The following is a 24,654-nucleotide window of genomic DNA, read 5'->3' as shown; positions in this document are numbered from 1 at the left end:
ACGCCGCCACCCCCGGCGGCGTGACAAGATCGGCCGTGGCGCTGCCATCAAGGCTGCGCTACACAGGCGGCCTCAATCGTTCCGGTTCATCATGTCCCTTACCTTACCGATCTCTGCCGCGACCGAGCGGGGCATGGCCCCGGACCTCACCGTGGTCATCCCCACCTTCAACGAGCGCGGCAATCTCGAGCCGCTGGTCGCCAAGCTCGACCAGGCGCTGGCCGGCCTCGCCTGGGAGGCGATCTTCGTCGACGACAATTCGCCGGACGGGACCGCCGACGCGCTGCGGGCCATCGGCCGGGCCGATCCGCGCATACGCTGCATCCGCCGCGTCGGCCGGCGCGGCCTCGCCGGGGCCTGCATCGAGGGCATGCTGGCCGCGCAAGCGCCGCTGGTCGCGGTGATGGACGCCGATCTCCAGCACGACGAAACGCTGCTGCCGCGCATGGTGGCGGCGATGGGCGCGGGCGCCGACGTGGTGGTGGCGACGCGCTACGCGCCGGGCGGCGACGCCCAGGAAGGCTTCAGCGCGTTCCGCAGCTTCGGCAGCCAGATGGCCACCCGCCTTGCCCGCCGGGTGCTGCGGGTGTCCTCGTCCGATCCGATGAGCGGCTTCTTCATGCTGCGCCGCGACCTCGCCGAGACGCTGGCGCCCAAGCTCGCCACCGACGGCTTCAAGATCCTGCTGGACATTCTGGCCTCGGCCGGCGACGGGCTGCGCATCACCGAGCTGACCTACACCTTCGGGACGCGGCAGAGCGGCGACAGCAAGCTCGACAACCGGGTGCTGATGGACTTCCTCGGGCTGATCGTCTCCAAGGCGACGGGCGGCCTGATCTCGCTGCGCTTCCTGTCCTTCGCCTGCGTCGGCGCGGCGGGGCTGGTGGTCCACCTGCTGGTGCTGCGCACGGCGCTGTCGACCGATCTGCGCTTCCTCTACGCGCAGACGATCGCGACCTTCGTGGCGATGACGTTCAACTACATCGTCAACAACCTGCTGACCTATCGCGACCGTCGCCTCTCCGGCTGGCGCTTCCTCGTCGGGCTGGTGGCCTTCTACCTGATCTGCGGGTTGGGCGCGGCGGCCAATGTCGGCATCGCCGACTGGATGTTCTACGAAACCGCCCATTGGTGGGTCGCCGGCATCGCCGGCGCGGTCGTCGGCGCGGTGTGGAACTACGCGATCAGCCGGGCGCTGGTGTGGAAGGATTCCGCGTGAGCGGAACTGCCGGCGGCGCGGCGACCGGCGCGGCCACCCTCCCGGCGGCGCCGCCCTCCCTCCCCGGTTTCGACGGCGGCGGGCGCTTCGCGCTGGTGATCATCGCGGCGCTGCTGGTCTGGCGGCTGGTGCTGGCGGCCAGCGTACCGCTGGTGCCGGACGAGGCCTATTACGCCCTGTGGGCGCAGGGCCTGTCGGCGGGCTATCTCGACCACCCGCCGATGATCGCCTTCTTCATCCGTGCCGGCCAGATGCTGGCGGGCGATACGGCGCTGGGCGTGCGGCTCGCCTGCGTGCTCTCGGTAGTGCCGGCGAGCGTCTTCGTCTGGCGCGCCGCCGCGCTGCTGCTCGACGATCCGCGCGCCGGGCCGCTGGCGGCGGTGCTGTTCAACGCCACCATTTTCGGCTTCCTCGGCATGACGCTGGCGACGCCCGACGCGCCGCTCGCCCTGTTCAGCGCCGCCATGGTCTATGGCGCCGCCCGGCTGCTGCGCGCGCCGCGCCCCGCGCTGTGGCTCGCCCTCGGCGTGGCGACCGGCCTCGCCATGCTGTCCAAATATTCCGGCGCCATGCTGGCCGGGGGCTTCGCGCTGGCGGTCCTCGCGGTGCCGGCGCTGCGGCGCCAACTGCTGCGGGCCTGGCCGTGGCTGGCGCTCGCGGTGGCGGTGCTGGTGTGCCTGCCGAACCTGCTGTGGAACGTCGCCCATGGCTTCGAGACCTTCACCAAGCAGGGCGGGCGGATCACCGCCCATGTGGCGCTGAGGCCGGAATTCCTGCTCGAATTTGTCGGCTCGCAGATCGGCCTCGCCACGCCGCTGGTGTTCTTCTTCGCCGTCGCCGGCCTGTTGCCGCGCACGGCGGATGCTTTTCGCGACCGGGGCGGGCGCCGGCTCGTGCTGGTCATGCTGCTCGTGCCGCTGGCCTATTTCGCCGTCCATGCGCTGCGCAGCCGGGTCGAGGGCAACTGGGTCGGCTTCCTCTATCCGCTGATCGCCGTCGCGGCGGCGGCCGGCATGCTGGCGATCGAGCCCGTGCCGCGCCGCTGGCTCGGCGGGCTGCGCCGGGCGACCGTGCCGCTCGCCCTCGGCTTCGTCCTCGCGCTCGGCGTCCACGCGCTGGTGCCGGTGCCCGGGCTCGGCGCGCGTGATCCCATCGCCCGGATGACGCGCGGCTGGCCGGAATTCGCGGCCGAGATCGAGGCGCTGCGCGTGCGCGCCGGCGCGGATCTGGTGCTGGCCGACAATTACCAGCTCACCGCCATGCTGACGCGCGAATTGCCCGGCGTCATGGTCGAGCAGCTCGACGAGCGTGCGCGCTACCGCTTCCAGAACCTGCCGCCGCTGGCGGCGCGCACGGGAACTGCGCTGGTGGTTTCCGGCTATCGGCCGGAGCCCTATCTGGAGGCCGTGCTCGGGCCGCTGACGCCGCTCGGCGTGGTGGAGCGGCGCTTTCGCGACGTCGCGCTCAAGCCGCTGGTGCGGATCTACACGGTTGCGCTGCCGCCGCCCGCGCCGTCGAACTGAGGGGCCGGGCCGCTCTTGAGGCGCGGCGCGATTTCTGGAATGGGAAGGATCGGCCGCCGCGATGCGGCGAGAATCCTGCGGAGGGTGTCATGACGAACAGCGCCAATTCCCCCGCCCCGGGTTCGCAGGCGCCCGCCGCCGTCGAGACGCTGACCGCCGACGAGGCCGCCGGCGAGCATGCCCGGCTCGGCGACGCCATCGCCCATGCCGACCGGCTCTATTACCAGGACGACGCGCCGACGCTGACCGACGCGGACTATGATGCGCTGCGCCGGCGCTACGAGGCGATCGAGGCGCAGTTTCCCGAGTTGAAGGGCATCGACAGCCTCTCCGAGAGGGTGGGCGCGGCGCCGTCGGCGAAGTTCGCCAAGGTCCGCCATGCCGTGCCGATGCTCTCGCTCGGCAACGCCTTCGAGGACGGCGATGTCGAGGAGTTCGTGGCCCGCGTGCGCCGCTTCCTCGGCCTTGGCCCCGAGACGGAGATCGCCTTCACCGCCGAACCGAAGATCGACGGCCTGTCCTGCAACCTGCGCTATGAGAACGGTGTGTTCGTGCAGGCGGCGACGCGCGGCGACGGCTTCGAGGGCGAGGACGTCACCAATAATGTGCGCACCATCGGCGAAATTCCCGCGCGGCTGACGGGCGACGACGTGCCTGACGTGTTCGAGGTGCGCGGCGAGGTCTATATGGGCCACGCCGATTTCGCCGCCATCAACGAGCGCCAGCAGGCGGCGGGAAAGCCGCTCTTCGCCAATCCGCGCAACGCGGCGGCCGGCAGCCTGCGCCAGCTCGACCCCAGGATCACCGCCAGCCGTCCGCTGCGCTTCTTCGCCTATGCCTGGGGCGAGGTGAGTGGGAGCGCGCTGCCGGCCGACACCCAGTTCGGCGTGATCGAGGCGTTCAGTCGCTGGGGCCTGCCGACCAATCCGCTGACCGTGCGCTGCACCTCTGCGGAGGAACTGCTGGCGCATTATCACCGCATCGGCGAGGGGCGGGCCAGCCTCGGCTACGACATTGACGGCGTGGTCTACAAGGTCGACAGCCTCGCCCTGCAGCAGCGGCTCGGCTTCGTCTCGCGCTCGCCGCGCTGGGCGCTGGCGCACAAATTCCCGGCGCAGCGCGCGGCGACGCAGCTTCAGGCCATCGACATTCAGGTCGGGCGCACCGGCGCGCTGACCCCGGTCGCCAAGCTGGCGCCGATCACGGTCGGCGGCGTGGTGGTGTCGAACGCCTCGCTGCACAATGAGGACTATATTCGCGGCATTGGCGGCGACGGTGCGCCGATCCGCGGCGAGGTCGACGGCGCGCCGGTCGACATCCGCGTCGGCGACTGGGTGGAGGTGCAGCGCGCCGGCGACGTCATCCCGCAGGTCGTGTCGGTCGACCTCGCGCGCCGTCCGCCCGAGGCGGTGCGCTACGAGTTCCCCACTATTTGCCCGGCCTGCGGCTCGCATGCCGTGCGCGAGGAGGGCGAATCGGTGCGCCGCTGCACCGGCGGCCTGATCTGCCCGGCGCAGGCGGTGGAGCGCATCCGCCACTTCGTCTCGCGCGACGCCTTCGACATAGAAGGGCTGGGCGAGAAGCAGGTGCAGGCCTTCTTCGAATGGGGGCTGGTGAAGCAGCCGGCCGACATCTTCACGCTGGAGGCGCGCGATTCCGACCCCACGGCGCTGACGCGGCTGAAGAACCGCGACGGCTGGGGCGAGACCTCGGCCAAGAATCTCTTCGCGGCCATCGAGGCGCGCCGGCGCGTGCCGGTGAACCGGCTGCTGTACGGGCTGGGCATCCGCCATGTCGGCGAGACCAACGCCAAGCGGCTGCTGCGCCACTTCGCCGGCATCGAGGCGCTGCGCGAGGTGGCTCTGGCCGCCGTGCCGCCGGGCGAAGCGCACCCGAAGGGCAACGAGGCGTGGCAGGAACTCGTCGGCATCGAGGGCATCGGCGCGGTGGTGGCCGAGGCGGTGGTCGACTTCTTCACCGAGCCGAACAACGAGGCGGCGCTCGCCGCGCTGATGCGGGAGGTGAGCCCCGAGCCGATGGAGACCGTCGCCGCCTCCGGCGCGGTTGCCGGCAAGACGGTGGTGTTCACCGGCGCGCTGGAGAAGATGACCCGCGACGAGGCCAAGGCGATGGCCGAGCGGCTGGGCGCCAAGGTGGCGGGCTCGGTGTCGAAGAAGACCGATTACGTGGTGGCCGGCGCCGATGCCGGCTCCAAGCTCGCCAAGGCGCGCGAACTCGGCGTGCCGGTGCTGACCGAGGACGAATGGCTGGCGCTGGCCGGCGGCGGTTGACAGCTACCGGCCCGGCAGAGGACCGTGGCGCCCCGTGACCCCGCATCCCCGGAGCCCATCGTGGCCGACACCGCGCTTCTCGTCATCGACCTGCAGAACGACTATTTCCCGGACGGCAAATACCCGCTCGCCGGCATCGAGGCGGCGGCGGCCAAGGCGGCCGAGTTGATCGCGGCAGCACGCTGGAACGGCGTTCCAGTGATCCATGTACGGCACGAGCAGCCCGAGGCCGAGGCGCCCTTCTTCGGCAAGGACACGCCGGGCGCGCAGATCCACCCCCTGGCCACGCCGCTGGCGGACGAGCCGGTGGTGGTGAAGCACAATGTCAACGCCTTCCTCGATACCGGCCTCGACGGGCTGCTGAAGGAGAAGGGCGTTGCCTCGCTGGTGGTCGTGGGGGCGATGAGCCATATGTGCGTGGACGCAGCCACCAGGGCGGCGCTCGACCTCGGCTACGCCGTGACGCTGGCGCATGACGCCACCGCCACCCGCGATCTGGCCTTCGACGGTGTCGCGGTGCCGGCGGCGAGCGTGCAGGCGGCGCTGATGGCGGCGCTGGAATTCGCCGGCGCGACGCTGCGCCCGGCCGGCGCGATCGCCACCGACTGGGCGGGCTGAGAAGCCGCCGAAAAGTCGCCGGGCGGATGCGCGGCGGCTTTTCGTGTGCGGTTCAGGCAGGGGCGGGTGTCAGATGCGCCCGGTCAGCATCATCACAATGAGAATCACCAGAAGAACCGTGACGAGCCCGCTCGGGCCATAGCCCCAGCCACGGCTATAGCCCCAGCTCGGCAGGGCGCCGACAAGTATCAGGATAAGAATGATTACAAGAATGGTGGTCATTTCGGCGTCTCCGTCTGCCCGGATACTCAGCCCGGATGCATGAGTCGCGGAGTAAACGCCGGACAGGGGCGATGGTTCCATCGAACCATTGTGTCAATTACAGCGGCCGGTGACGGTCGGGCCCACGAGCGACGATCGGGCGGGCAAGGCTCCGAAACGGATGGCCCCCGTCTTCGTCGCTCCTCTACGCGTCCAGCGGCGCGGTGGCGGCGTCGAGCCACGCGCGGGTCGGGCCGTCGACAAGCGGGCCGATCGCAGCGCGCACGCGGGCATGATAGGCGTCGAGCCACGCGGCTTCTTCGGCGGTGAGCAGAGCCGACTCGATCGCCCGGCGGTCGAACGGGGCGAGGGTCAGCGTCTCGAAGGCGAGCAGCGTCTTCTCCGCGCCCTCGACGGCCGGGCCGTCGACGACGATCTCCAGGTTTTCCAGCCTTATGCCGTAGGCGCCGGTCTTGTAGTAGCCGGGCTCGTTGGAGAGCACCATGCCGCGCGCCAGCGGCACCGTACCGACCTTGGAGATGCGCGCCGGCCCCTCATGCACCGAGAGATAGGCGCCGACGCCATGGCCGGTGCCGTGCTCGAAGTCGAGGCCGGCCGCCCACAGGTGCTGGCGCGCGAAGCTGTCGAGCTGCGATCCGGAGGCGCCGAGCGGGAACACCGCCCGGGCGATGCCGATATGGCCCTTCAGCACGCGGGTGAAGCGGTCGCGCATCTCGGCCGTCGGGGTGCCGACGACGAGGGTGCGCGTCACGTCGGTGGTGCCGTCCTCATATTGCGCGCCGGAATCGATGAGGAACAGTTCGTCCATGCCCACGCGCCGGTTGGTCGCCTCGCTGACGCGGTAATGCACGATGGCGCCGTTCGGGCCGGCGCCGGAGATGGTGGGGAAGGACACGTCCTTCAACGCGCCGGTCTCGCGGCGGAAGGTCTCCAGCGCCGCAACGGCGTCGATCTCGGTGAGGCCGCCCTTCGGCGCCTCGGCGTCGAACCAGGCGAGGAAGCGGGCCAGGGCGGCGCCGTCGCGCAGATGGGCGGCGCGCATGCCGGCCAGCTCGGCGGCGTTCTTTGCCGCCTGCATCAGCGCCACCGGGCTCGTGCCGGTCGAGACCTTGCCGCCGGCCGCCTCGATGCGCGCGGCGAGCAGCGAGGGCGCGGTCGCCTGATCGAGCCGGATGGTGCCGCCGCCGCTGGCCGCGAGTTCGACCGCACGCTCCAGCAGAACCGGCTCGGCGATCTCGGTGAACTGGCCGAGCGCGTCGCGTGCCGCGTTGGAGAGCTTGCGCCCGTCGACGAACAGCGTCGGGCGCCCGTCGTTCGGCACGATGGCCCAGGACAGCGGCAGCGGGGTGAAGGCGACGTCGCCGCCCCGGATGTTGAAGGCCCAGGCGACCGAATGCGGGTCGGAGATCACCAGCGCGTCGAGCTTCTGCTCGGCGAGCGTGGCCTGAACACGGGCGATCTTGTCCGGCGTGGCCTCGCCGGCGAGCGCGGGGTCGCGCAGCGTGACGGGAGCGAGCGGCGGAGCGGGGCGATCCTCCCACACGGCGTCGAGCGGGTTGCCGTCGACCGCCACCAGCGTGCCGCCGGCAGCGGCGACGGCGCGGCGCAGCTTCTGCTCGCCCTCCACCGTGACGAGCCAGGGGTCGTAGCCGAAATGGGCGCCGGCGGGCAGGTGCCGTTCCAGCCAGCGCTCGGGCGTCGTCTCGGCCAGCGGCACCACTTCGAAGGAGGCGGTGTCGACCTGGGCGGCCGCCTGCAGCGTGTAGCGTCCGTCGACGACGATGGCGGCTTCCTCGCGCAGAACCAGCGCGACGCCGGCTGAGCCCGAAAAGCCGGTGAGCCAGGCAAGGCGCTCGTCGCAGGGCGGGACATATTCGTTCTGGTGCGCGTCGGCGCGGGGAACGATGAAGCCGTCCAGCCCCCGCCGCTCCAGTTCCGCGCGGAGCAGCTTGAGGCGCGCGGTGCCGAGCGAGGGCGCGGCGGCATCGGAGAAGGTCTGGAACTTGGCTTCGAACATCAGCTCACTCGGGTCTTGCCGGCACGTTCGCGCGGGTGGGTCGGTCAGGAGCGCGAGGCGATGCTGCGCCCGGCATCCACCAGCGACTTGGCGCCGAAGGCGATGAACATCACGCCGACGAGGCGGGTGATGACAAGCCCGTGGCGCTGGAAGAAGCGCCGCACCGGCGCGAGGCCGGCCGCCCAGACGAGGAAGATATCGGCCAGAATGAAGCCGACGAAGGCGGCGGCGAGAAGCTGGGGAGCGGCATCCCAGGACAGGCCGGAGGCATAATGGGCGGTGAGCGCCGTGAACATGGCGACCGACACCGGATAGGCCTTCGGATTGGTGAGGCCGAACAGCACGCCGGTCATCAGCGGCCGGTTCGAGCCGACCGGGGTGGCGGCCCCCTCGCGCGACAGCACGGCCTTGACGCCGAGGTAGCAGAGATAGAGCCCGCAGGCGATGCCGAGCGCGTCGAACAGCGCCGGGCCAAGCTGGTTCACGCCGATGATCGCGGCGAAGGCGAGCGCGGTCCAGAACACGTCGCCGATGAGATGGCCGCCGACGAATCGCGCCCCGGCCGGGCGCCCATGCGTCGCCGCAAGGGAGAACAGGGCAAGAAAGGCCGGGCCGGGCGACAGCACGTAGAGCGCGCCCGCCAGGGCGGTCATCAGGTAAAGGCCATGTGACATTGGAAGTGTCCGGCTGGACGGATGTTGGCGATTGCGTCAGCATCGGCGTGATCGCGGATCACGTCAATTGCTGCGGGTGCATGGAGGGGAGCATGAGCGTTGCGATGCGTCCCTGTCTCTGTGTGGTCGGCCGCGTCGTCGCGGGTCTCGCAATGGCGCTGCTGGTGGCGCTGGGACCCGCCTTGGCACAGACGCATGACCCGGCGCCGCCCGGGCTGCGCGTCGGTACCTTCGCGGATAATCCTCCATGGGAATTCCGCGAGCAGGGCGACCTCACCGGCTTCGACATCGATCTGATGAAGGCGGTCGCCGCGCGGATGGATGTCGCGGTCGAATTCGTCGACATGCCGTTCGCGCAGCTGTTCACGGCGCTGGCGGAAGGGCGGATCGACGCGGCGATCTGCTCGATCACCGTCACGCCCGAGCGCCGGCAACATTTCGAGTTCACCCAGCCCTACTACCAGACATCGCAGGGCGTGGCGGCGATGAAGCGCGCCCGTCTGCGCTCGCTTGCCGATCTCGCCGGCAAGAGGGTCGGCGCCGAGGCCGGCTCGACCAATGAGCAATGGCTCGCCGACAACCGGGCGCGCTACGGCTTCGGCCCGACGGTGACGTCCACGGGGCTCGACGCCGCGATGGAGGAACTGCGGGAGGGGCGGATCGACGCCTATTTCGGTGATCTGCCGGCACTGCTGTTCCGGCTGCTGGAGCAGACGGACCTGTCCGTCATGATGCGCCTGCCGACGAACGACCAGTATGCGATCGCGTTGCCTTCGAATTCTCCGCTGTCGTCGCGCATGGACGCCGCGCTGGCCGAGATCAAGAAGGACGGCACGCTCGTGGCGATCCACCAGCGCTGGTTCGGCATGAAGCCGGAACCGGATTCGCCGGTCACGACGGTGCTGCCGCGCCCCTGATTCCGGGGCCTCTCCATCGGATGGCCTGTGCGAAATCGGGCCTGCCCTCGCCAAACGGGCATGCCGATGCCATTTTGTTCCTATCTAGAATCACGCATGACAGCGAGCGGGCCTTTGGCCGATCCCCGTAATCCGCCGAACGACGATCCGTTCGACCTTCCCTTCGACCTGCCGGGCGGCGACACGCGGCGGGAGACCCGTGACGCGGACGATCCGTTTCCCGCGCCGGCGCCCCGCCCCGGCGGCATCGCCGCGCGGGCGGCGGCGATGGCCAATCCCGGCCGGGCGGCCGGCGGGCGCGGCGTCTATCTGGAGGGGCTGAACCCCGAGCAGCGCGAGGCGGTGGAGGCCACCGAAGGCCCCGTGCTGGTGCTGGCCGGCGCCGGCACCGGCAAGACGCGCGTGCTCACCACCCGCATCGCCCATATCCTCTCGCTCGGCCTCGCCTGGCCCTCGCAGATCCTCGCCGTGACCTTCACCAACAAGGCCGCGCGCGAGATGAAGGACCGTATCGGCGCCATGGTCGGCGAGGAGGTGGAAGGCATGCCCTGGCTCGGCACCTTCCACTCCATCGGCGTGCGCATGCTGCGCCGGCACGCCGAACTGGTGGGGCTCAAGTCCGGCTTCACCATCCTCGATACCGACGACCAGATAAGGTTGCTCAAGCAGCTTCTGCAGGCGGACGGGATTGACGAGAAGCGCTGGCCGGCGCGGCTGCTCGCCAACATCATCGACGGCTGGAAGAATCGCGGACTCGGGCCCGAGCGGGTGCCGGCCGGCGAGGGCGCGACCTTCGCCAATGGCAAGGGGCAGGTGCTCTACGCCGCCTATCAGGCTCGGCTGAAGGCGCTCAACGCGGTCGATTTCGGCGATCTGCTGCTGGAGAGCATCCGCCTGCTGCGCGAGAACCCGGACGTGCTGGCCGACTATCACCGGCGGTTCCGCTACATTCTCGTCGACGAATATCAGGACACCAACGTCGCCCAGTATCTGTGGCTGCGCCTGCTGGCGCAGGGCTCGCGCAACGTCTGCTGCGTCGGCGATGACGACCAGTCGATCTATGGCTGGCGCGGCGCGGAGGTGGACAACATCCTGCGCTTCGACAGCGATTTCCCCGGCGCCAAGGTGGTGCGGCTGGAGCGCAACTACCGCTCCACCGGGCATATCCTCGGCGCGGCGGCGCATCTGATCGCCCATAATGAGGGGCGGCTCGGCAAGACGCTGTTCTCCGAGGGCGAGCGCGGCGAGAAGGTGACGGTGACGGGCGCCTGGGACAGCCAGGAGGAAGCCCGCGCCATCGGCGAGGAGATCGAGCAGCTCCAGCGCCAGGGCCACGCGTTGACCCAGGTCGCCATCCTCGTGCGCGCCTCCTTCCAGATGCGCGAATTCGAGGACCGCTTCGTCACGCTGGGGCTCAACTACCGGGTCATCGGCGGCCCGCGCTTCTACGAGCGCGCCGAGATCCGCGACGCGTTGGCCTATCTGCGCGTCATCGCCTCGCCCTCCGACGACCTCGCCTTCGAGCGCATCGTGAATGTGCCCAAGCGCGGGCTGGGCGACGCGGCGCTGCGGCAGATCCACGACCACGCCCGCGCGGCGCAGCTTCCGCTCGTCGAGGCGGCCCGCGAACTGGTCGCCAGCGAGGAGCTGAAGCCGAAGGTGCGGCTGACCCTGCGCGATCTCGTCGCGTCCTTCGACCGCTGGCGCGAGCAGATGGCGACGATGCCGCACCACGAGCTGGCCGAGATCGTGCTCGACGAGAGCGGCTATACCGAGATGTGGCAGAAGGACCGCTCGGCCGACGCCAATGGCCGGCTGGAGAACCTGAAGGAACTCGTGCGCTCGATGGAGCCGTTCGAGAACCTGATCGGCTTCCTCGAGCACATCTCGCTGGTGATGGATGTCGACGGCGGCGCCGGCGGCGACGCGGTCAACATCATGACGCTGCATTCGGCCAAGGGGCTCGAATTCGACACCGTGTTCCTGCCCGGCTGGGAGGAGGGCGTGTTCCCGAACCAGCGCGCGCTCGACGAGCAGGGCCGCGCCGGGCTGGAGGAGGAGCGCCGCCTCGCCTATGTCGGCCTCACCCGCGCGCGTCGGCGGGCCAAGGTGTTCTTCGCCTCCAACCGGCGCATCCATGGGCTTTGGCAATCGGCCGTGCCGAGCCGCTTCCTCGACGAATTGTCGGAAGGCGACGTCGAGGTGACGGAATCGCGCGGTGGCTCCGGCTGGGGCGGCGGGCAGTCGGGCCGCTTCGGCTACGGGCCGAGCCGCTTCGACGAGGCGCAGAGCTTCGGCTCCTCCTATTCCACGCCGGGCTGGCAACGCGCGCAGGCGCGCCAGGAGGGCGGGCGTTCGGGCGGGGGCTTTTCGGGGGGCGGCTCTTCGGGCGGCGGCTTCGCCGAGCGCCCCTCGCGCTTCGAGGCGAACGAGCGCGCGCGCGGCCGGCTGATCGAGGGCGAGTTGATCGCCAAGTCGACCGGCGCCCCCTCGCGCTTCGCCCTTGGCGAGCGGGTGTTCCACCAGAAGTTCGGCTATGGCGACGTGACCTCGGTGGAGGGCAACAAGCTGACCGTGCTGTTCGACAAGGCCGGCGAGAAGAAGGTGGTCGACAGCTTCGTCGAGGCGGCGTGAGGCGGGCTCCGCTTCTCGTGCCGCTGGCCTTCTCCCGCATCCTCGCTTAGAGAGCGCGCGTCGCATCTGCCAGCCGAGGACCGCCATGCTCGAAGGATTGCCGCCCAACGGCGCCACGCATGTGATGCGCGTGGATGCGCCCGAGCGCGAGGCGCGCGCCATCTCCGACATCATCTCCGAAAGCTTCGATCCCGCCGAGGTCGCGACCGCCGCCTTCGAGGACCAGGATCTCGCCGAGGGCGCGGCCTGGGCGATGGAGGCCTATTTCGGCGAGGCGCCGGACGAGGACAGCGTGCGCGAACTGATCGAGCTGGTGGCGCCCGGCTACGGGGCGCAGGCGCGGTTTCTCACCCTCGACAAGAAGGACTGGGTGACGGCCTCGCTGGAAGGGCTGGCGCCGGTCGCCATCGGGCGCTTCGTCGTCCATGGCTCGCATGATCGCGGCCGGCTCGCCCCAGCCCAGATCGGCATCGAGATCGAGGCGGCGCTCGCCTTCGGCACCGGGCATCACGGCACCACCAAGGGTTGCCTTGCCGCCATCGCCGCCTATGGCCGGCAGCGCCGGCCGGTCCGGACGCTCGACATCGGCACCGGCACCGGCGTGCTCGCCATGGCGGCGGCCCGGCTGTTCCACGCGCCGGTGCTCGCCAGCGACATCGACAAGGTGGCGGTGACGACGGCGCAGGCCAATGCGGTGGCCAACCGCGCCGCGCCGCACATCCGGTTCCTGCACGCGCCCGGGCTGGGGGCGGGGGAGTTCCGCCGGCAGGGCCCCTACGACCTGATCCTCGCCAACATATTGCTGCCGCCGCTCAAGGCCATCGCCAAGCCGCTCGCGCGGCTGCTGGCGCCGGGCGGCGTGGTGGTGCTGTCGGGGCTGCTGCCCTCGCATGCCAATGCGGCGCTGGCGGCCTATCGCGCGCAAGGGCTGCGGCTGCGGCGCCGGCGGACCATCGAGGGGTGGACCACGCTCGAACTTTCCGCCGATGCCGGGCGCAACGCGACGCCCGCCCGGCGGCGGTGAGAGGCGGTCAGCGCCGGGCGCGGCTCACAGCAGCCGGATCGGCATGTTGATCGGCCGGCCGAGCCCGTCGGGCACCGGCAGCGCACCATGCGCGGCCCGCATCAGGGCCAGCCGCTCCAGTACCTCGTCGGGGAAGGGCGCGACGCGGCGCGTGCCCGCCTCGACATGCTGGGCGATCTGCTCATGGGTGGCGGCGGTCCAGCCCTCGCGGGCGTGGTGCAGCTCCTGGAACAGATGCATGCGCTTGTCGTCGTAATTGATCAGGCGCAGCGTCACCCGCACCTCCTGGCCCACGCGAAGTTCGCGCAGGAAGCGCTGATGCGCCTCCGTCGTGATGAAGGAGGCGCTGCGGCTCTCGATCCGATGCGGACCGAGACCCACGAGGAAGACGGCCTCGTCGACCGCGCGGTCGAACAGGAGGCTGTAATAGGCTGCGTTCAACTGCCCGTTGTGATCGGCCCAGCTCGGTTCGACCGTCATCACGGACGACACGAAGGGCGCGAAAAACACGGGTTCGAAGTCGATCCCGTTCAGCATGACACCATCCCGACCGCCGAGCGCATGACTGCGCTGCCTTATTGACAAGCATTGTGCCGACTTTCAGTGCAGTCGTCACCTGTTCTGATGGCTATTGGATGACCGAAATTTTGCGTTCCGGAGGTTTCGTCGCGCTTTTTGCGCGGCCGGGCCTTCCGGGCGGGGTCGCGGCGCCTTCCGATTGGGTATATGCCGTGGTCGCCGGCCCCTCGGGGCGGGCCGGGAAGAAGGAGAGCGTCCTTGGAAGACATGCTTCAGGAACGGTCCGCCACGGCGGTGCAGGGAACGGCGACCTCGGCGGTGGCCTCTGTAATCGCTGAACTTTCCGCCCATTTCGGCGACCGTCTGGCGACCGGCCGGGCGATCCGCGAGCAGCACGCCAACACCATCACCTGGCTCGCCAACGAGGCCCCCGACGCGGTGGCGTTCGTGGAGAGCACGCAGGACGTTCAAATCGTCGTGCGCGCCTGCGCGAAGCACGGCGTGCCGGTCATCGCCTTCGGCACCGGCACCTCGCTGGAAGGCCAGATCAACGCGCCGAAGGGCGGCATCTCGGTCGACCTGTCGCGGATGAACCGCGTGCTGTCCGTGCATCCCGAAGATCTCGACTGCGTGGTCGAACCGGGCGTCACCCGCAAGCAGCTGAACGAGCATCTGCGCGATGCCGGCCTGTTCTTCCCCATCGATCCGGGTGCGGACGCCTCGCTCGGCGGCATGGCCTCGACCCGCGCCTCCGGCACCAATGCGGTGCGCTACGGCACGATGAAGGACAATGTGATCGCGGTGACGGCGGTGCTCGCCAATGGCGAGGTCATCACCACCGCGCGGCGGGCGAAGAAGTCCTCCGCCGGCTACGACCTCACCCGGCTGTTCGTCGGCGCCGAGGGCACGCTCGGCATCATCACCGGCCTGACGCTGCGGCTCGCCGGCATTCCCGAGGCGATCTCGGGGGGCGTCTGCGCCTTCCCGACCGTGCGCGCGGCCTGCGACGCGGTGATCCTCACCATACAGTCCGGCCTGCCGGTGGCGCGCATCGAACTGCTGGACGAGGTGCAGGTGCGCGCCTGCAACGCCTATTCGAAGCTCGAACTGGAGGAGAAGCCCACGCTCTTCGTCGAGTTCCACGGCACCGAGGCCAGCGTGCACGAGCAGGCCGAGCGCTTCGGCGAGATCGCGGCGGAATATGGCGGCGGCGATTTCAAATGGGCGACGCGTCCGGAGGACCGGACGAAGCTGTGGCAGGCGCGGCACGATGCCTACTGGGCCTGCCTGCCGCTGAAGCCCGGCGCCAAGGCGCTGGCCACCGATGTCTGCGTGCCGCTCTCGCGCCTGGCCGAGTGCGTGGACGAGACCAAGCGCGACATCGAGGAGATGGGGATGCTCGCCCCGATCGTCGGCCATGTCGGCGACGGCAATTTCCACACCGTCACCCTGGTCGACATGGATGACCCGCAGGACGTCGCCAAGGCGAAGGATTTCATCTCGCGCATGGTCAAGCGGTCCCTTGCCATGGGCGGCACCGCCACCGGCGAGCATGGCGTCGGGCAGGGCAAGCGCGGCTACATGGAAGCCGAGCACGGCTCGGCGACGCTCGATGCGATGCGGGCGGTGAAGCTGGCGCTCGACCCGCGCAACATCATGAATCCGGGCAAGATCCTGCCCTGAGATACCAGATCGCGGCAGGCCCGTCGGACGGGCGGCGGCGGGGCCGAGGGTGCTGCAATTGGCGCTTTGCGGGTGCCACGGAGAATGCAAAAAATATCAACAATCTAGCATAGAGTGGTTCGGTGCCCCCGCGTTCCGGGCGGGGTCTGCGGGTGGGCGAGCCGGAGGAATAGCGTGCAGAACCTGCTGCTGACCATTGCGAGCGCCGTCATACTGGCCGTGGCGGCCGCCTTTGCCGCGCCCTTCGTCGTGGACTGGACGCAGTGGCGTTCGGTGTTCGAGGCGCAGGCCGCCCGCACGCTGGGCGCGCCGGTGCTCATTCGCGGTCCCATCGACGCGTCGATCCTGCCGACGCCCCGCCTCGTGCTGCGCGACGTGTCGATCGGCGTCGATGGCGGCGGCACCGGCCTCGTGATCGCCGAGCTTTCCGGCCGCCTCTCCCTCGGCGGGCTGCTGCGCGGCGAGGTGGTGGCCGAACAATTGACGCTGCTGCGCCCGCGCGCACGTCTGGTGGTCGATGCCACCGGCAAGGTCGCCCTGCCCACCGGCGCCGTCCGTCCGCGCGGCTTCAGCGTCGCCGAGCTGACCCTGGTCGACGGCTCGGCCGAGCTGATCGACCGCGCCAATGGCCGCGCGCTCAAGCTCGACGATGTGGACCTCACCGGCGATATCGGCGGCGCCAGCGGGCCGCTGCGGCTGGAGGGCGAGGTCGAGAATGGCGGCGTGCGGCGCAAACTGCGCCTGTCGCTGGCGGCCTTCGCCGCTGACGGAACCGCCAAAGCGCGCCTTGGCGTGCAGAATGTCGGCTCGCCCTTCACCATCGACGCGGACGGCAGTTTCAGCCTCGCCGGCGGCAAGCCGGGCTTCCGTGGCCATGCCGCGCTCGCGCGCGCCAACGATCCCGCCGCGGCGCTGCGCGGCGGCGACGGGCAGCCCCCGAAGGCCGCCGCCGCGCCCGAACTGCTGAAGGGCTGGAGCCTTGCCGGAACGGTCGAGGCGAGTGCGCAGGCAGTCACCGCCAGCGAGCTCAGCCTGACGCTGGAATCGGCACAGCGCCCGGTCGAGCTTCTGGGTACGGCGCGCCTCACCGGCGCGAGCCAGACCCAGCCGGAATCGCGGCTCGAACTGCAGCTCTCCGCGCGGCAGGTCGACCTCAACGCGGTGACGGGCGGCGCCGCCCCGCTGGCCGCGCTCGACGCGCTCGTCCACACCGTGGCGCCGCTGGCGAGTGTCGCCGCCACCGGCACGCTGGACCTCTCCAGCGACACGGTCCTGCTCTCCGGCGCGCCGCTGCGCGAGGTGAAGGCCGGGCTCGACTGGTCGGCGGCCGGCTGGCGCGCCCGCAGCCTTCAGGCCCGCCTGCCGGGCGGCGCGCGGGCGCAGCTCTCGGGGAGCCTGCCGAGCGTGACGGCGACGGCCGACGATCCCGCGCGCACGCTGTTCGGCGGCACCGTGCTGCTGGAAGCGCAGGACCTGCCGGCCTTCGCCGCCTGGGCGGCGCCCGAAGCCCGCAGCCTTGTCGTCGGCCTGCCGCCGGGGGCGGCGCGTCTTTCCGCCGACATCAACATCGCCGCCGGGCGCATTGCGCTCGACAAGCTCGACGTCACCGCAGGCGAGGGCAGCTTCGCGGGCACCGCCGCCTATACGCTGCCGGCGGCGGGCGTGCGGCCGCGCTTCGACGCCGTGCTCTCCACCTCCGCCGTCGACCTCGACACCCTGCTGCCGACGGCGCGGCGCCTCGTCGGCTTCGGCATGGGGCAGATCGACCTCGGGCTGAGCCTGTCCGGCCGGCAGGTGCGCTTCGCCGGGGCCAGCGCGGCCAGCGTCGACCTCATCCTCAAGGGCGGCACCGGCGGGCTCGTCATCGAGCGTCTGGCTATCGACGATTTCGCCGGCCTCGACCTGACCGGCTCGGGCCGGCTGGCCGCCCTCGGCGATCCCGACGCCACGGGTGCCGGCGCGGATGGCCGCTTCGAGGCCCAGCTTTCCGGTCCCCGGGCGGACGGGCTTCCCGCGCTCGCCCGCGCCTTCGGACTGCCGCAGGCGGAGTCGGCGCTGACCCGGGCCGGCGCGGCGCTGGCGCCGGTCGACCTCCGCCTCGTGATCGCCTCGCAGGCCGGGCGCACCAGCCTCGATGCCGGCGGGCGGCTCGGCATGCTGACCGGCGCCGGCCGGCTCGGCTTCGGCGCCGGCCGGCCGCTCGACGGGCGCGTGCAGCTCGACGCCACCGACGGCAGCGCCGTGCTGGCGAAGCTGGGCGTGCCGGGGTTGCGGCCCGCGCTCGGGCCGGGGCGGCTGGTGGTGGAATTCGGCGACCGGCTCGATGCCCGCCTGACTCTGGCCGGGGCCAGCCTCAACGCGCGGGGCACGCTCGGCCAGGATGCCGAAGGGCGGTTGCAGCCGGACCTGTCGCTGGCGCTCGATGGGGCCGATCTCGCCGCCCTGCTGCCCGACATCGCCGCCAGCGGGGCGCGCAGCGTGCCGGCGAGCTTCAAGGGTGCGCTGGGCCGCGACGGGCAGACCTGGTGGGTGCGCGGCCTGTCGGGATCTATCGCTGGCCAGAAGCTCGACGGCGGTATCGGTTATGTGCCCGGCCAGCCGGTCGAACTCGACCTGACCACTGCCGAATGGAGCGCGTCGCGGGCGCTCGGTCTCGCCGTCGGCGCGGCGGCGGGGGGTGGCGAGGGCTGGCCGCGAGGGCGGTTCGGCCCGCCGGCGCTGGGCACGCTGGCGATGAATGTGAAGCTCGGCATCGGCCGGCTCGACCTGCCCGGCGACCTCTCCCTCGGCGACGCCAAGGTGCAGGCCCGCCTGTCCGGCGGCCGCCTGTCGGTGGAGGATTTCTCCGGCGCGCTGGCCGGCGGCAAGCTGGCCGGCCGCTTCAATCTCGGGCGCCTGGGCGACGCGGTGCAGTTCGACGGCCGGCTGTCGCTGACCGACGCCGACAGCACGCTGCTGCTGGCCGGCGCCGATGTGAAGAAGCCCGGCGTGCGCGCCAAGGTGTCGACCACGCTGGACCTCGCCGGGCGCGGCAACTCGCCCTTCGCGCTGGCGAGCCAGTTGCAGGGGCAGGGCAGCGTCGCCGTCGAGGGGCTGGAGATCGAGTACAACGACCCCACCGCCCTGCAATATGTGATGCTCGCCACCGATCGCGGCCTGCCGCCGGACCAGAAGCGGGTGGTGCAACTGCTCAATGCCGGCCTCTCGCGCGGGCCGCTGCGGCTCGCCAGGGCGGAAAGCGCCGTCAGCGTCGTCGACGGCGTGGCGCGCACCAGCACGGCGCGCCTCGCGCTCGGCGACCAGCGCTTCGGCCTCAGCGGCTATCTCGACATTCCCGCGCTCAGCTTCGAGGCGACGCTGGAGATGCAGGATGTCGGCACCGAGGGGCTGCCCGCCGCCCCGGCCGCTGCCGTGCAGTGGCGCGGCGCGCTGTCGGCGCCCGAGCGGCGCTTCGACATCACCGCGCTGATCACCGCCATCAACATGCGCGCGCTCGACCGCGAGACCAAGCGGCTGGAAGCCGAGTATGGCCGCACGCCGCTGACCAATGGCGGCCAGACCACCGACGCGCCCCCCGTGCAGCCGGCGCTGCCGTCCTATGTGCCGCAGACCGTGCCCCGGCTTCCCGCGCAGCAGGCCGCACCGCAGCAATCCGCCCCCCGGCAGGCGCCCGCGCAGGCCGCCCAGCCGCGCCCGGCCGCGCCGCAATCCTATTACGGGCAGTATTCGCCGCCGGGCGGCGCCGCTCCCGGTAGCCTCGCTCCCGGCAGTCTGGCGCCCGGCAGCGCCGCGCCGCCGCTGGCGCCTCCGGTCGACATTCCCGTCGATCCGCTGCGCAGCCCGATCATGGCGCCTCCGCTCGCCCCCTGAGGGAGCGATCAGGCGGCGAAGTCGGTCGCGGCGTAGCCTTGCAGATAAAGCAGCGCGGTCAGGTCGCCATGGTCGATGCGCACCTGCGCTGCCGCCGCCACCGCTGGCTTGGCGCGATAGGCGACGCCGAGACCCGCCTCGCCGATCATGGCGAGGTCGTTGGCACCGTCGCCCACCGCCAGCGTGTCGGCATGCGAGAGGCCGAGGCCGGCGCGCAGCTCGACCAGCGCGGCGAGCTTGGCCTCGCGCCCGAGGATCGGCTCCTCTACGAGGCCGGCGAAGCTCTCCCCGTCCGCCACCAGCACATTGGCGCGGTGGGCGTCGAAGCCGACCATGGCCGCCACGCGCTCGGTGAACAGGGTGAAGCCGCCGGAGACGAGCAGCGTATGCACGCCGTTCGCCCGCATGGTGCGCACCAGCGCGGTGCCGCCCGGGGTGAGCCGGATGCGCTCGGCGATCACCGCGTCGACCACCGCCAGCGGCAGGCCCTTGAGCAGCGCGACGCGCTCGCGCAGCGCCGGCTCGAAGGCGATCTCGCCGCGCATGGCGCGCTCGGTGATGGCGGACACATGCGCCTTCATCCCGGCATAGTCGGCCAGCTCGTCGATGCACTCCTGCCCGATCATGGTGGAGTCCATGTCGGCGAGGAACAGCTTCTTGCGCCGGCCGGCGGCCGGCAGCAGCGCGACGTCGACGGGGGCGGCGCCGAGCGCGGTCCGCACCGCCGCGATATCGCCCTCGCCCGAAAACGGGATCTCGGCCGCGATGCCCGGGGCCAGCAGGCGCGCCTCGCCGGGGGCGGGCAGCGCCGCGCGGGCGGCCGCGATGAGGGCCGCATCGACCGCCGGGGCGGCCGGGTTGGAGACGAGCACGGCGACGCGGGAGAGGGAATCGGACATCGGTGACAGAGGCAGGGCTGCGACAGAGGGCTTGCCGCCGGGCCGGCGGCGGGCAAAAAGGCGGAACGGACCCGGAGGCGGACCCATGAAGCGGAGGCGGGCGTGAGCGAAAACGGGCGGCGCCCGCGCGCGGTGCTTATCGCAGGACCGACCGCGAGCGGCAAGTCGGCGCTGGCGCTGGAACTCGCCGAGCGCAGCGGCGGCGTGGTGATCAACGCCGACTCCATGCAGGTCTATGCCGATCTGCGCGTGCTGACCGCCCGCCCGACGCGGGAGGAGGAGGCGCGCGCGCCGCACGCGCTCTACGGCCATGTCGACGGCGGCGAGGAGTACTCCGTCGCCCACTGGCTGGAGGACGCCCGTCGCACGCTCGCCGAGGCCGAGGCGCAGGGGCGGCTGCCGATCCTCGTCGGTGGCACCGGGCTCTATTTCAAGGCGCTGACGCAGGGCCTTTCGCCCATGCCGACCGTTCCCCCTGAGGTGCGCGAGCGGGTGCGCGGGCTTGGGCTGGAGGCGCCCGAACTGCACGCCCGGCTTGCCGCGCTCGATCCCGAGACCGCCGCGCGGCTGCGGCCCTCCGACACGCAGCGGCTGATGCGGGCGCTCGAAGTGTTCGAGGCCACCGGACGCCCGCTGGCGCGCTGGCAGGCCGAGCGCGCCGGGCCGCCGGTGCTGCCGGGCGACGAGGCGCTGCGGCTGTTCCTCGCCACCGACCGTACCGTGCTGCGCGCGCGCATCGCCGAGCGCTTCCACGCCATGATGGAGCAGGGCGCGCTGGAGGAAGCGCGGGTACTGCTGGCGCGCGGGCTGCCGGCCGACCGCACCATCCTCAAGGCGCATGGCATGCCGTGGTTCGCCCGCCATCTCGCCGGCGAGATCACGCGCGCCGAGGCGATCGAGGGCGGCATTCTCGACACGCGCCGCTACGCCAAGCGGCAGGACACCTGGTTCCGTCACCAGCTCGAGGGCTGGACCGCGCTCGCCGTGCCGGAGGCGGCGCGGCTCCTGCGCTCGACCCTCGGCTGACGTTCAGAGCCCGAGGTTGGACAGGCCGGGATGGTCGGCCGGGCGCGGGCCGGAGCGGTCCCAGAAGAATTTGCGCTCGCTCTCCCGGATCGGCAGGTCGTTGATGCAGGCGTAGCGGCGCTGCATCAGGCCGCTGGCGGCGAATTCCCAGTTCTCGTTGCCATAGGAGCGGAACCAGTTGCCGGAATCGTCGTGCCACTCATAGGCGAAGCGCACGGCGATGCGGTTTCCGGTGAAGGCCCACAGCTCCTTGATCAGCCGGTAGTCCAGCTCCTTCGCCCATTTGCGGGTGAGGAAGGCGACGATCTCCTCGCGGCCGGTGACGAATTCGGCGCGGTTCCGCCACTGGCTGTCCGGGGTGTAGACGAGCGAGACGCGGCGGGGATCGCAGGAGTTCCAGCCGTCCTCGGCGCCGCGGACCTTCTGGGTCGCGCTCTCAAGGGTGAAGGGCGGCAAGGGCGGGCGTGTTTCGTCGGTCATCGCGAGGCTCCATGGCTCGGCGGATGGTGGATCGGGGACGGGCAGACGCAGTGATCAGGCGCGGGCTGTCAGGCGCGGACTGTCAGGCGCGGACTGTCAGGCGCGGGCTTGCCGGCGCACCGGCAGTGGCCGCCACCGTAGAACGAGCTCGCTGGCGAGGCTTGCGGCAAGGCCCGCCGCAAAGACCCACCAGGCCGGGCGAATCGAATAGGTGAAGTCGAGATTGGCGGCGAGGACGCGCGCGGGGTCGATGCCGGTCGCGGCGAGATACCAGCCGGCTTCGAGGAAGGCGGTCAGCAGGCCGGAGACGACGGCGAGGGCGATGAGGTTGAAAAAGCCGGTGCCGCGCCCGAAACGCTGCATCACCCGCCAGCCCATCAGCCAGACGAACAGGCCGGCCATGAGCGTCGGCTCGGTGACGTCGAGCTTCTGCTGCATGAAGAAGTGCAGGATACCGAGCGCGGTGGCGGGATAGACCAGCGCATGCAGCCGGTTCCACCAGATGCCGCCGAGGCGGCGCAGGGCGCCGTCCCAGGAGGTGGCGGCCAGGGCGGCGAAGGCGAGCAGCGCGATGAAGCCGATGGTGAGATAGATGCGCAGCACGATCTCGCGCGCCGCCATGCCGAGGTCGCCGAGATCGACCAGATAGATCACGAAATGCACGCCGAGCAGGAAAGCGGCGCCGAGGCCGAGCGTGCGGCGGGCACCGAGCAGCTTGGGCCAGTTGAACAGGCGCCGGGCCGGCGTCACCGCGAGGGTGAGCAGCAGCAGGCGGATGGTCCAGTCGCCGACAAAGCGGATCACCTCGATCAGCGGCCGGGCGCCTAGCGCCGGCTCCTCGCCCAGCGCGCCGCCCAATCCGCCTCCACCGAGTCCTCCGCCGCCAAGTCCTCCGCCGCCAAGACCCCCGCCGGCCCCCGGCCCGAGGGCCGCGCCACCGAACGGGTCTGCCGGCGCGAAGCCGCCGGCGAGCGCGCGGGCGGCCAGAAGGGCGATGGGGAAGAGGACGACGAGCAGCGCCCCGATCTTCTCGGGGCTGAGCTTGCCGGAATTCTCGCGCAGGAAGGGCATGGGCGTTCCGTCGACAGGTTCAGATGACGGCTATACGCGAACGGTGTCGACGATCTTACGCGCCTGCACGGCACTTTCGCGTGAGCAGGCCCGAATGTGGGCATGCCCGCGCGGCGGCGCTCATTCCTCGAAGATGCGGGTGACGTGGCCCATCTTGCGGCCGGGGCGCGCCTCAGTCTTGCCGTAGAGGTGCAGATGCGCGCCGGGCTCTTCCAGCACGGCGAGCCAGTCATCGGCCTCGTCGCCGATCAGATTGGTCATTTCGACATGGCCGAGCCGCTCGACGGCGCCCAGCGGCCAGCCGGCAATGGCGCGCACATGCTGCTCGAACTGGCTCGTCACCGCGCCGTCCAGCGTCCAGTGCCCGGAATTGTGCACGCGCGGGGCGATCTCGTTGACGATCACGCCCTGCGCGCCGTCCACCACCACGAGGAACAGCTCCACCGCGAAGACGCCGACATAGCCGAGCGCCTCGCCCATGCGGCGGGCGATCTCGCGGGAGACCGCGTCGACCGCCGCCGTCACGTCGGCCGGCACGGTGGAGCGGTAGAGTATGTGGTTGCGGTGCTCGTTCTCCGTCACCTCATAGGCGGCGAAGCGGCCATCCTCGGTGCGGGCGGCAACGACCGAGACCTCGCGCTCGAAGGGCACGAAGCCCTCCAGAATCGCGGGATGGTGGCCGATGGCGGCGAAGGCGGCGGCGGGGTCGTCGCCCTCGCGGATGATCGTCTGGCCCTTGCCGTCATAGCCGAAGCGGCGGGTCTTCAGCACCGCCGGCCGGCCGATCTCGGCGAGAGCTTCCTCCAGCTCCTCGACGCTGTTGACGGGCGCGAAGGGGGCGGTCTCGATGCCGAGGCGGGAGACGAAGGTCTTCTCCTCCAGCCGGTCCTGCGTGATGCCGAGCGCGCGCGGGCCCGGGTGCACCGGCACATGGCCGGCGAGGAAGTCGGCCGTGTAGACCGGCACGTTCTCGAATTCGTAGGTCACGACATCGACCGACCGGGCGAAGCGTTCCAGCGTGCCGAGGTCGTCATAGGCGGCCTGCGTGACGGAATCCGCCACCTGGAAGGCCGGGCTGTCCTCCTCCGGCGCGTAGATGTGCACCTTGAGCCCGAGCGGGGCGGCGGCGAGCGCGATCATGCGCGCCAATTGGCCACCGCCGAGTATGCCGATGGTGTCGCCGGGTTTCAGAACCTTGGGGGCGGCGCTCATTCCGGGCGCTCCGACACGGCGGCGGTGCGCGCCGCGCGCCAGGCGTCGAGCCGCTGCGCCAGCGCCGGATCGGAAAGGGCGAGCACGGCGGCGGCGAGGAGGCCGGCATTGGTGGCGCCGGCCTTGCCGATGGCGAGCGTGCCGACCGGGATGCCGGCGGGCATCTGCACGATGGAATAGAGGCTGTCGAGGCCGGACAGCGCCTTGGATTCCACCGGCACGCCGAACACCGGCAGGCTTGTCAGCGACGCGACCATGCCCGGCAGATGGGCGGCGCCGCCGGCCCCGGCGATGATCGCCTTGTAGCCGGCCGCCTTCGCGCCCTTGGCAAAGGCATACATGCGATCGGGCGTGCGGTGGGCGGAGACGATGAGGCAGTCATGGCCGACGCCCAGCGCTTCCAGCGTCTCGGCGGCGTGGCGCATGGTCTCCCAGTCCGACTGGCTGCCCATGATGATGGCGACGGGCCGCTGGCCGGCCGTGCTCTGGTCGCTCATGCTGTGTGCTCGCACCCCTCAGAGAAAGGCGCGGATTATAGGAATCGCGGCCCCGACGGCAAGGGTAGACGGTAAAGGCCGATCGCGGGGGCGGGCGAGGGCGCCTGTTCGGGCGTATTAGGGCGCCTGTTCGGGCGTATTGTCGCGCCCCGGCCGGCGGTTGCGCCCGCTGCAAACATGCTTAACACGACCTTTACCCGTGCCCGGCAAGGTGCGGCGGAAGAGCCTGCCGGATTCGGAACTCTGCCGTCATCGTGA

19 protein-coding genes are annotated in these 24,654 nt (G+C 71.1%); 10 read left to right on the top strand and 9 right to left on the bottom strand.

Features of this window, described 5'->3' with window-relative positions:
• Positions 1 to 133: 133 nt before the first annotated feature.
• The 4 genes from GBB76_RS09575 to GBB76_RS09560 all read left to right on the top strand — a co-directional run bounded on the left by GBB76_RS09575 (position 134) and on the right by GBB76_RS09560 (position 5,651).
• Positions 134 to 1,219, top strand: a complete 1,086-nt coding sequence (locus tag GBB76_RS09575; protein WP_152303105.1) for a glycosyltransferase family 2 protein — start codon at positions 134 to 136, stop codon at positions 1,217 to 1,219.
• Positions 1,216 to 2,742, top strand: a complete 1,527-nt coding sequence (locus GBB76_RS09570; RefSeq protein ID WP_152303104.1) for a glycosyltransferase family 39 protein — start codon at positions 1,216 to 1,218, stop codon at positions 2,740 to 2,742. Before GBB76_RS09575 ends, GBB76_RS09570 begins: the two co-directional genes overlap by 4 nt.
• Before the next feature lie 89 nt (positions 2,743 to 2,831).
• A complete protein-coding gene (gene ligA / locus GBB76_RS09565) occupies positions 2,832 to 5,033 on the top strand; it encodes an NAD-dependent DNA ligase LigA (protein WP_152303103.1) in 2,202 nt (733 codons plus the stop codon).
• A gap of 60 nt (positions 5,034 to 5,093) precedes the next feature.
• Positions 5,094 to 5,651: a cysteine hydrolase family protein gene (locus GBB76_RS09560; RefSeq protein ID WP_152303102.1), complete on the top strand. Its 558-nt coding sequence runs from the start codon at positions 5,094 to 5,096 to the stop codon at positions 5,649 to 5,651.
• Positions 5,652 to 5,720: 69 nt separating this feature from the next.
• Here GBB76_RS09560 and GBB76_RS09555 read toward each other — a convergent pair whose 3' ends face one another.
• The 3 genes from GBB76_RS09555 to GBB76_RS09545 all read right to left on the bottom strand — a co-directional run bounded on the left by GBB76_RS09555 (position 5,721) and on the right by GBB76_RS09545 (position 8,564).
• Complete coding sequence (locus tag GBB76_RS09555; protein WP_152303101.1) at positions 5,721 to 5,873, bottom strand: DUF3309 domain-containing protein; 153 nt, start codon at positions 5,871 to 5,873, stop codon at positions 5,721 to 5,723.
• Between the two features lie 184 nt (positions 5,874 to 6,057).
• On the bottom strand, positions 6,058 to 7,890 hold the full coding sequence (locus GBB76_RS09550; RefSeq protein WP_152303100.1) for an aminopeptidase P family protein: 1,833 nt from the start codon (positions 7,888 to 7,890) through the stop codon (positions 6,058 to 6,060).
• A gap of 44 nt (positions 7,891 to 7,934) precedes the next feature.
• The gene (locus tag GBB76_RS09545; RefSeq protein ID WP_152303099.1) at positions 7,935 to 8,564 is read right to left on the bottom strand and encodes a LysE family translocator; all 630 of its coding nucleotides are present in this window, start codon (positions 8,562 to 8,564) and stop codon (positions 7,935 to 7,937) included.
• Positions 8,565 to 8,656: 92 nt separating this feature from the next.
• Here GBB76_RS09545 and GBB76_RS09540 point away from each other — a divergent pair, with 92 nt between their 5' ends.
• The 3 genes from GBB76_RS09540 (at position 8,657) to GBB76_RS09530 (ending at position 13,139) form a co-directional block, all read left to right on the top strand.
• Entirely contained in the window at positions 8,657 to 9,481 is an 825-nt protein-coding gene (locus tag GBB76_RS09540; RefSeq protein WP_162375537.1) for a transporter substrate-binding domain-containing protein, read from the top strand.
• A 96-nt stretch (positions 9,482 to 9,577) separates the two neighbouring features.
• Entirely contained in the window at positions 9,578 to 12,115 is a 2,538-nt protein-coding gene (locus tag GBB76_RS09535) for a UvrD-helicase domain-containing protein (protein ID WP_202911052.1), read from the top strand.
• 85 nt (positions 12,116 to 12,200) lie between these two features.
• Positions 12,201 to 13,139 (top strand): 50S ribosomal protein L11 methyltransferase, encoded by a 939-nt coding sequence (locus tag GBB76_RS09530; RefSeq protein WP_152303096.1) that lies wholly within the window; start codon positions 12,201 to 12,203, stop codon positions 13,137 to 13,139.
• Between the two features lie 24 nt (positions 13,140 to 13,163).
• Here GBB76_RS09530 and GBB76_RS09525 read toward each other — a convergent pair whose 3' ends face one another.
• On the bottom strand, positions 13,164 to 13,676 hold the full coding sequence (locus GBB76_RS09525; RefSeq protein WP_152303095.1) for a thioesterase family protein: 513 nt from the start codon (positions 13,674 to 13,676) through the stop codon (positions 13,164 to 13,166).
• A 249-nt stretch (positions 13,677 to 13,925) separates the two neighbouring features.
• On the opposite strand from GBB76_RS09525, the gene GBB76_RS09520 reads away from it, so the two are divergent.
• Entirely contained in the window at positions 13,926 to 15,341 is a 1,416-nt protein-coding gene (locus GBB76_RS09520; protein ID WP_202911221.1) for an FAD-binding oxidoreductase, read from the top strand.
• Between the two features lie 174 nt (positions 15,342 to 15,515).
• A complete protein-coding gene (locus GBB76_RS09515; protein WP_152303093.1) occupies positions 15,516 to 19,211 on the top strand; it encodes an AsmA family protein in 3,696 nt (1,231 codons plus the stop codon).
• A gap of 8 nt (positions 19,212 to 19,219) precedes the next feature.
• Here GBB76_RS09515 and serB read toward each other — a convergent pair whose 3' ends face one another.
• Positions 19,220 to 20,110: a phosphoserine phosphatase SerB gene (gene serB, locus GBB76_RS09510; RefSeq protein WP_152303092.1), complete on the bottom strand. Its 891-nt coding sequence runs from the start codon at positions 20,108 to 20,110 to the stop codon at positions 19,220 to 19,222.
• A 102-nt stretch (positions 20,111 to 20,212) separates the two neighbouring features.
• Here serB and miaA point away from each other — a divergent pair, with 102 nt between their 5' ends.
• Entirely contained in the window at positions 20,213 to 21,136 is a 924-nt protein-coding gene (gene miaA, locus GBB76_RS09505) for a tRNA (adenosine(37)-N6)-dimethylallyltransferase MiaA (RefSeq protein WP_152303091.1), read from the top strand.
• Between the two features lie 3 nt (positions 21,137 to 21,139).
• Here miaA and GBB76_RS09500 read toward each other — a convergent pair whose 3' ends face one another.
• The 4 genes from GBB76_RS09500 to purE form a co-directional block, all read right to left on the bottom strand.
• Entirely contained in the window at positions 21,140 to 21,616 is a 477-nt protein-coding gene (locus tag GBB76_RS09500) for a nuclear transport factor 2 family protein (RefSeq protein ID WP_152303090.1), read from the bottom strand.
• A gap of 96 nt (positions 21,617 to 21,712) precedes the next feature.
• Positions 21,713 to 22,687: a sulfite oxidase heme-binding subunit YedZ gene (locus tag GBB76_RS09495; protein WP_152303089.1), complete on the bottom strand. Its 975-nt coding sequence runs from the start codon at positions 22,685 to 22,687 to the stop codon at positions 21,713 to 21,715.
• Between the two features lie 120 nt (positions 22,688 to 22,807).
• Entirely contained in the window at positions 22,808 to 23,899 is a 1,092-nt protein-coding gene (locus GBB76_RS09490) for a 5-(carboxyamino)imidazole ribonucleotide synthase (RefSeq protein ID WP_152303088.1), read from the bottom strand.
• Complete coding sequence (gene purE, locus GBB76_RS09485) at positions 23,896 to 24,396, bottom strand: 5-(carboxyamino)imidazole ribonucleotide mutase (protein ID WP_152303087.1); 501 nt, start codon at positions 24,394 to 24,396, stop codon at positions 23,896 to 23,898. Before purE ends, GBB76_RS09490 begins: the two co-directional genes overlap by 4 nt.
• Between the last annotated feature and the right edge of the window lie 258 nt (positions 24,397 to 24,654).

This window comes from Ancylobacter sp. TS-1, assembly GCF_009223885.1.
In the GTDB taxonomy this organism is placed as follows: domain Bacteria; phylum Pseudomonadota; class Alphaproteobacteria; order Rhizobiales; family Xanthobacteraceae; genus Ancylobacter.
The sequence above is the reverse complement of the archived record's forward strand: the minus strand, read 5'-3'. Positions and strand labels throughout refer to the sequence as shown.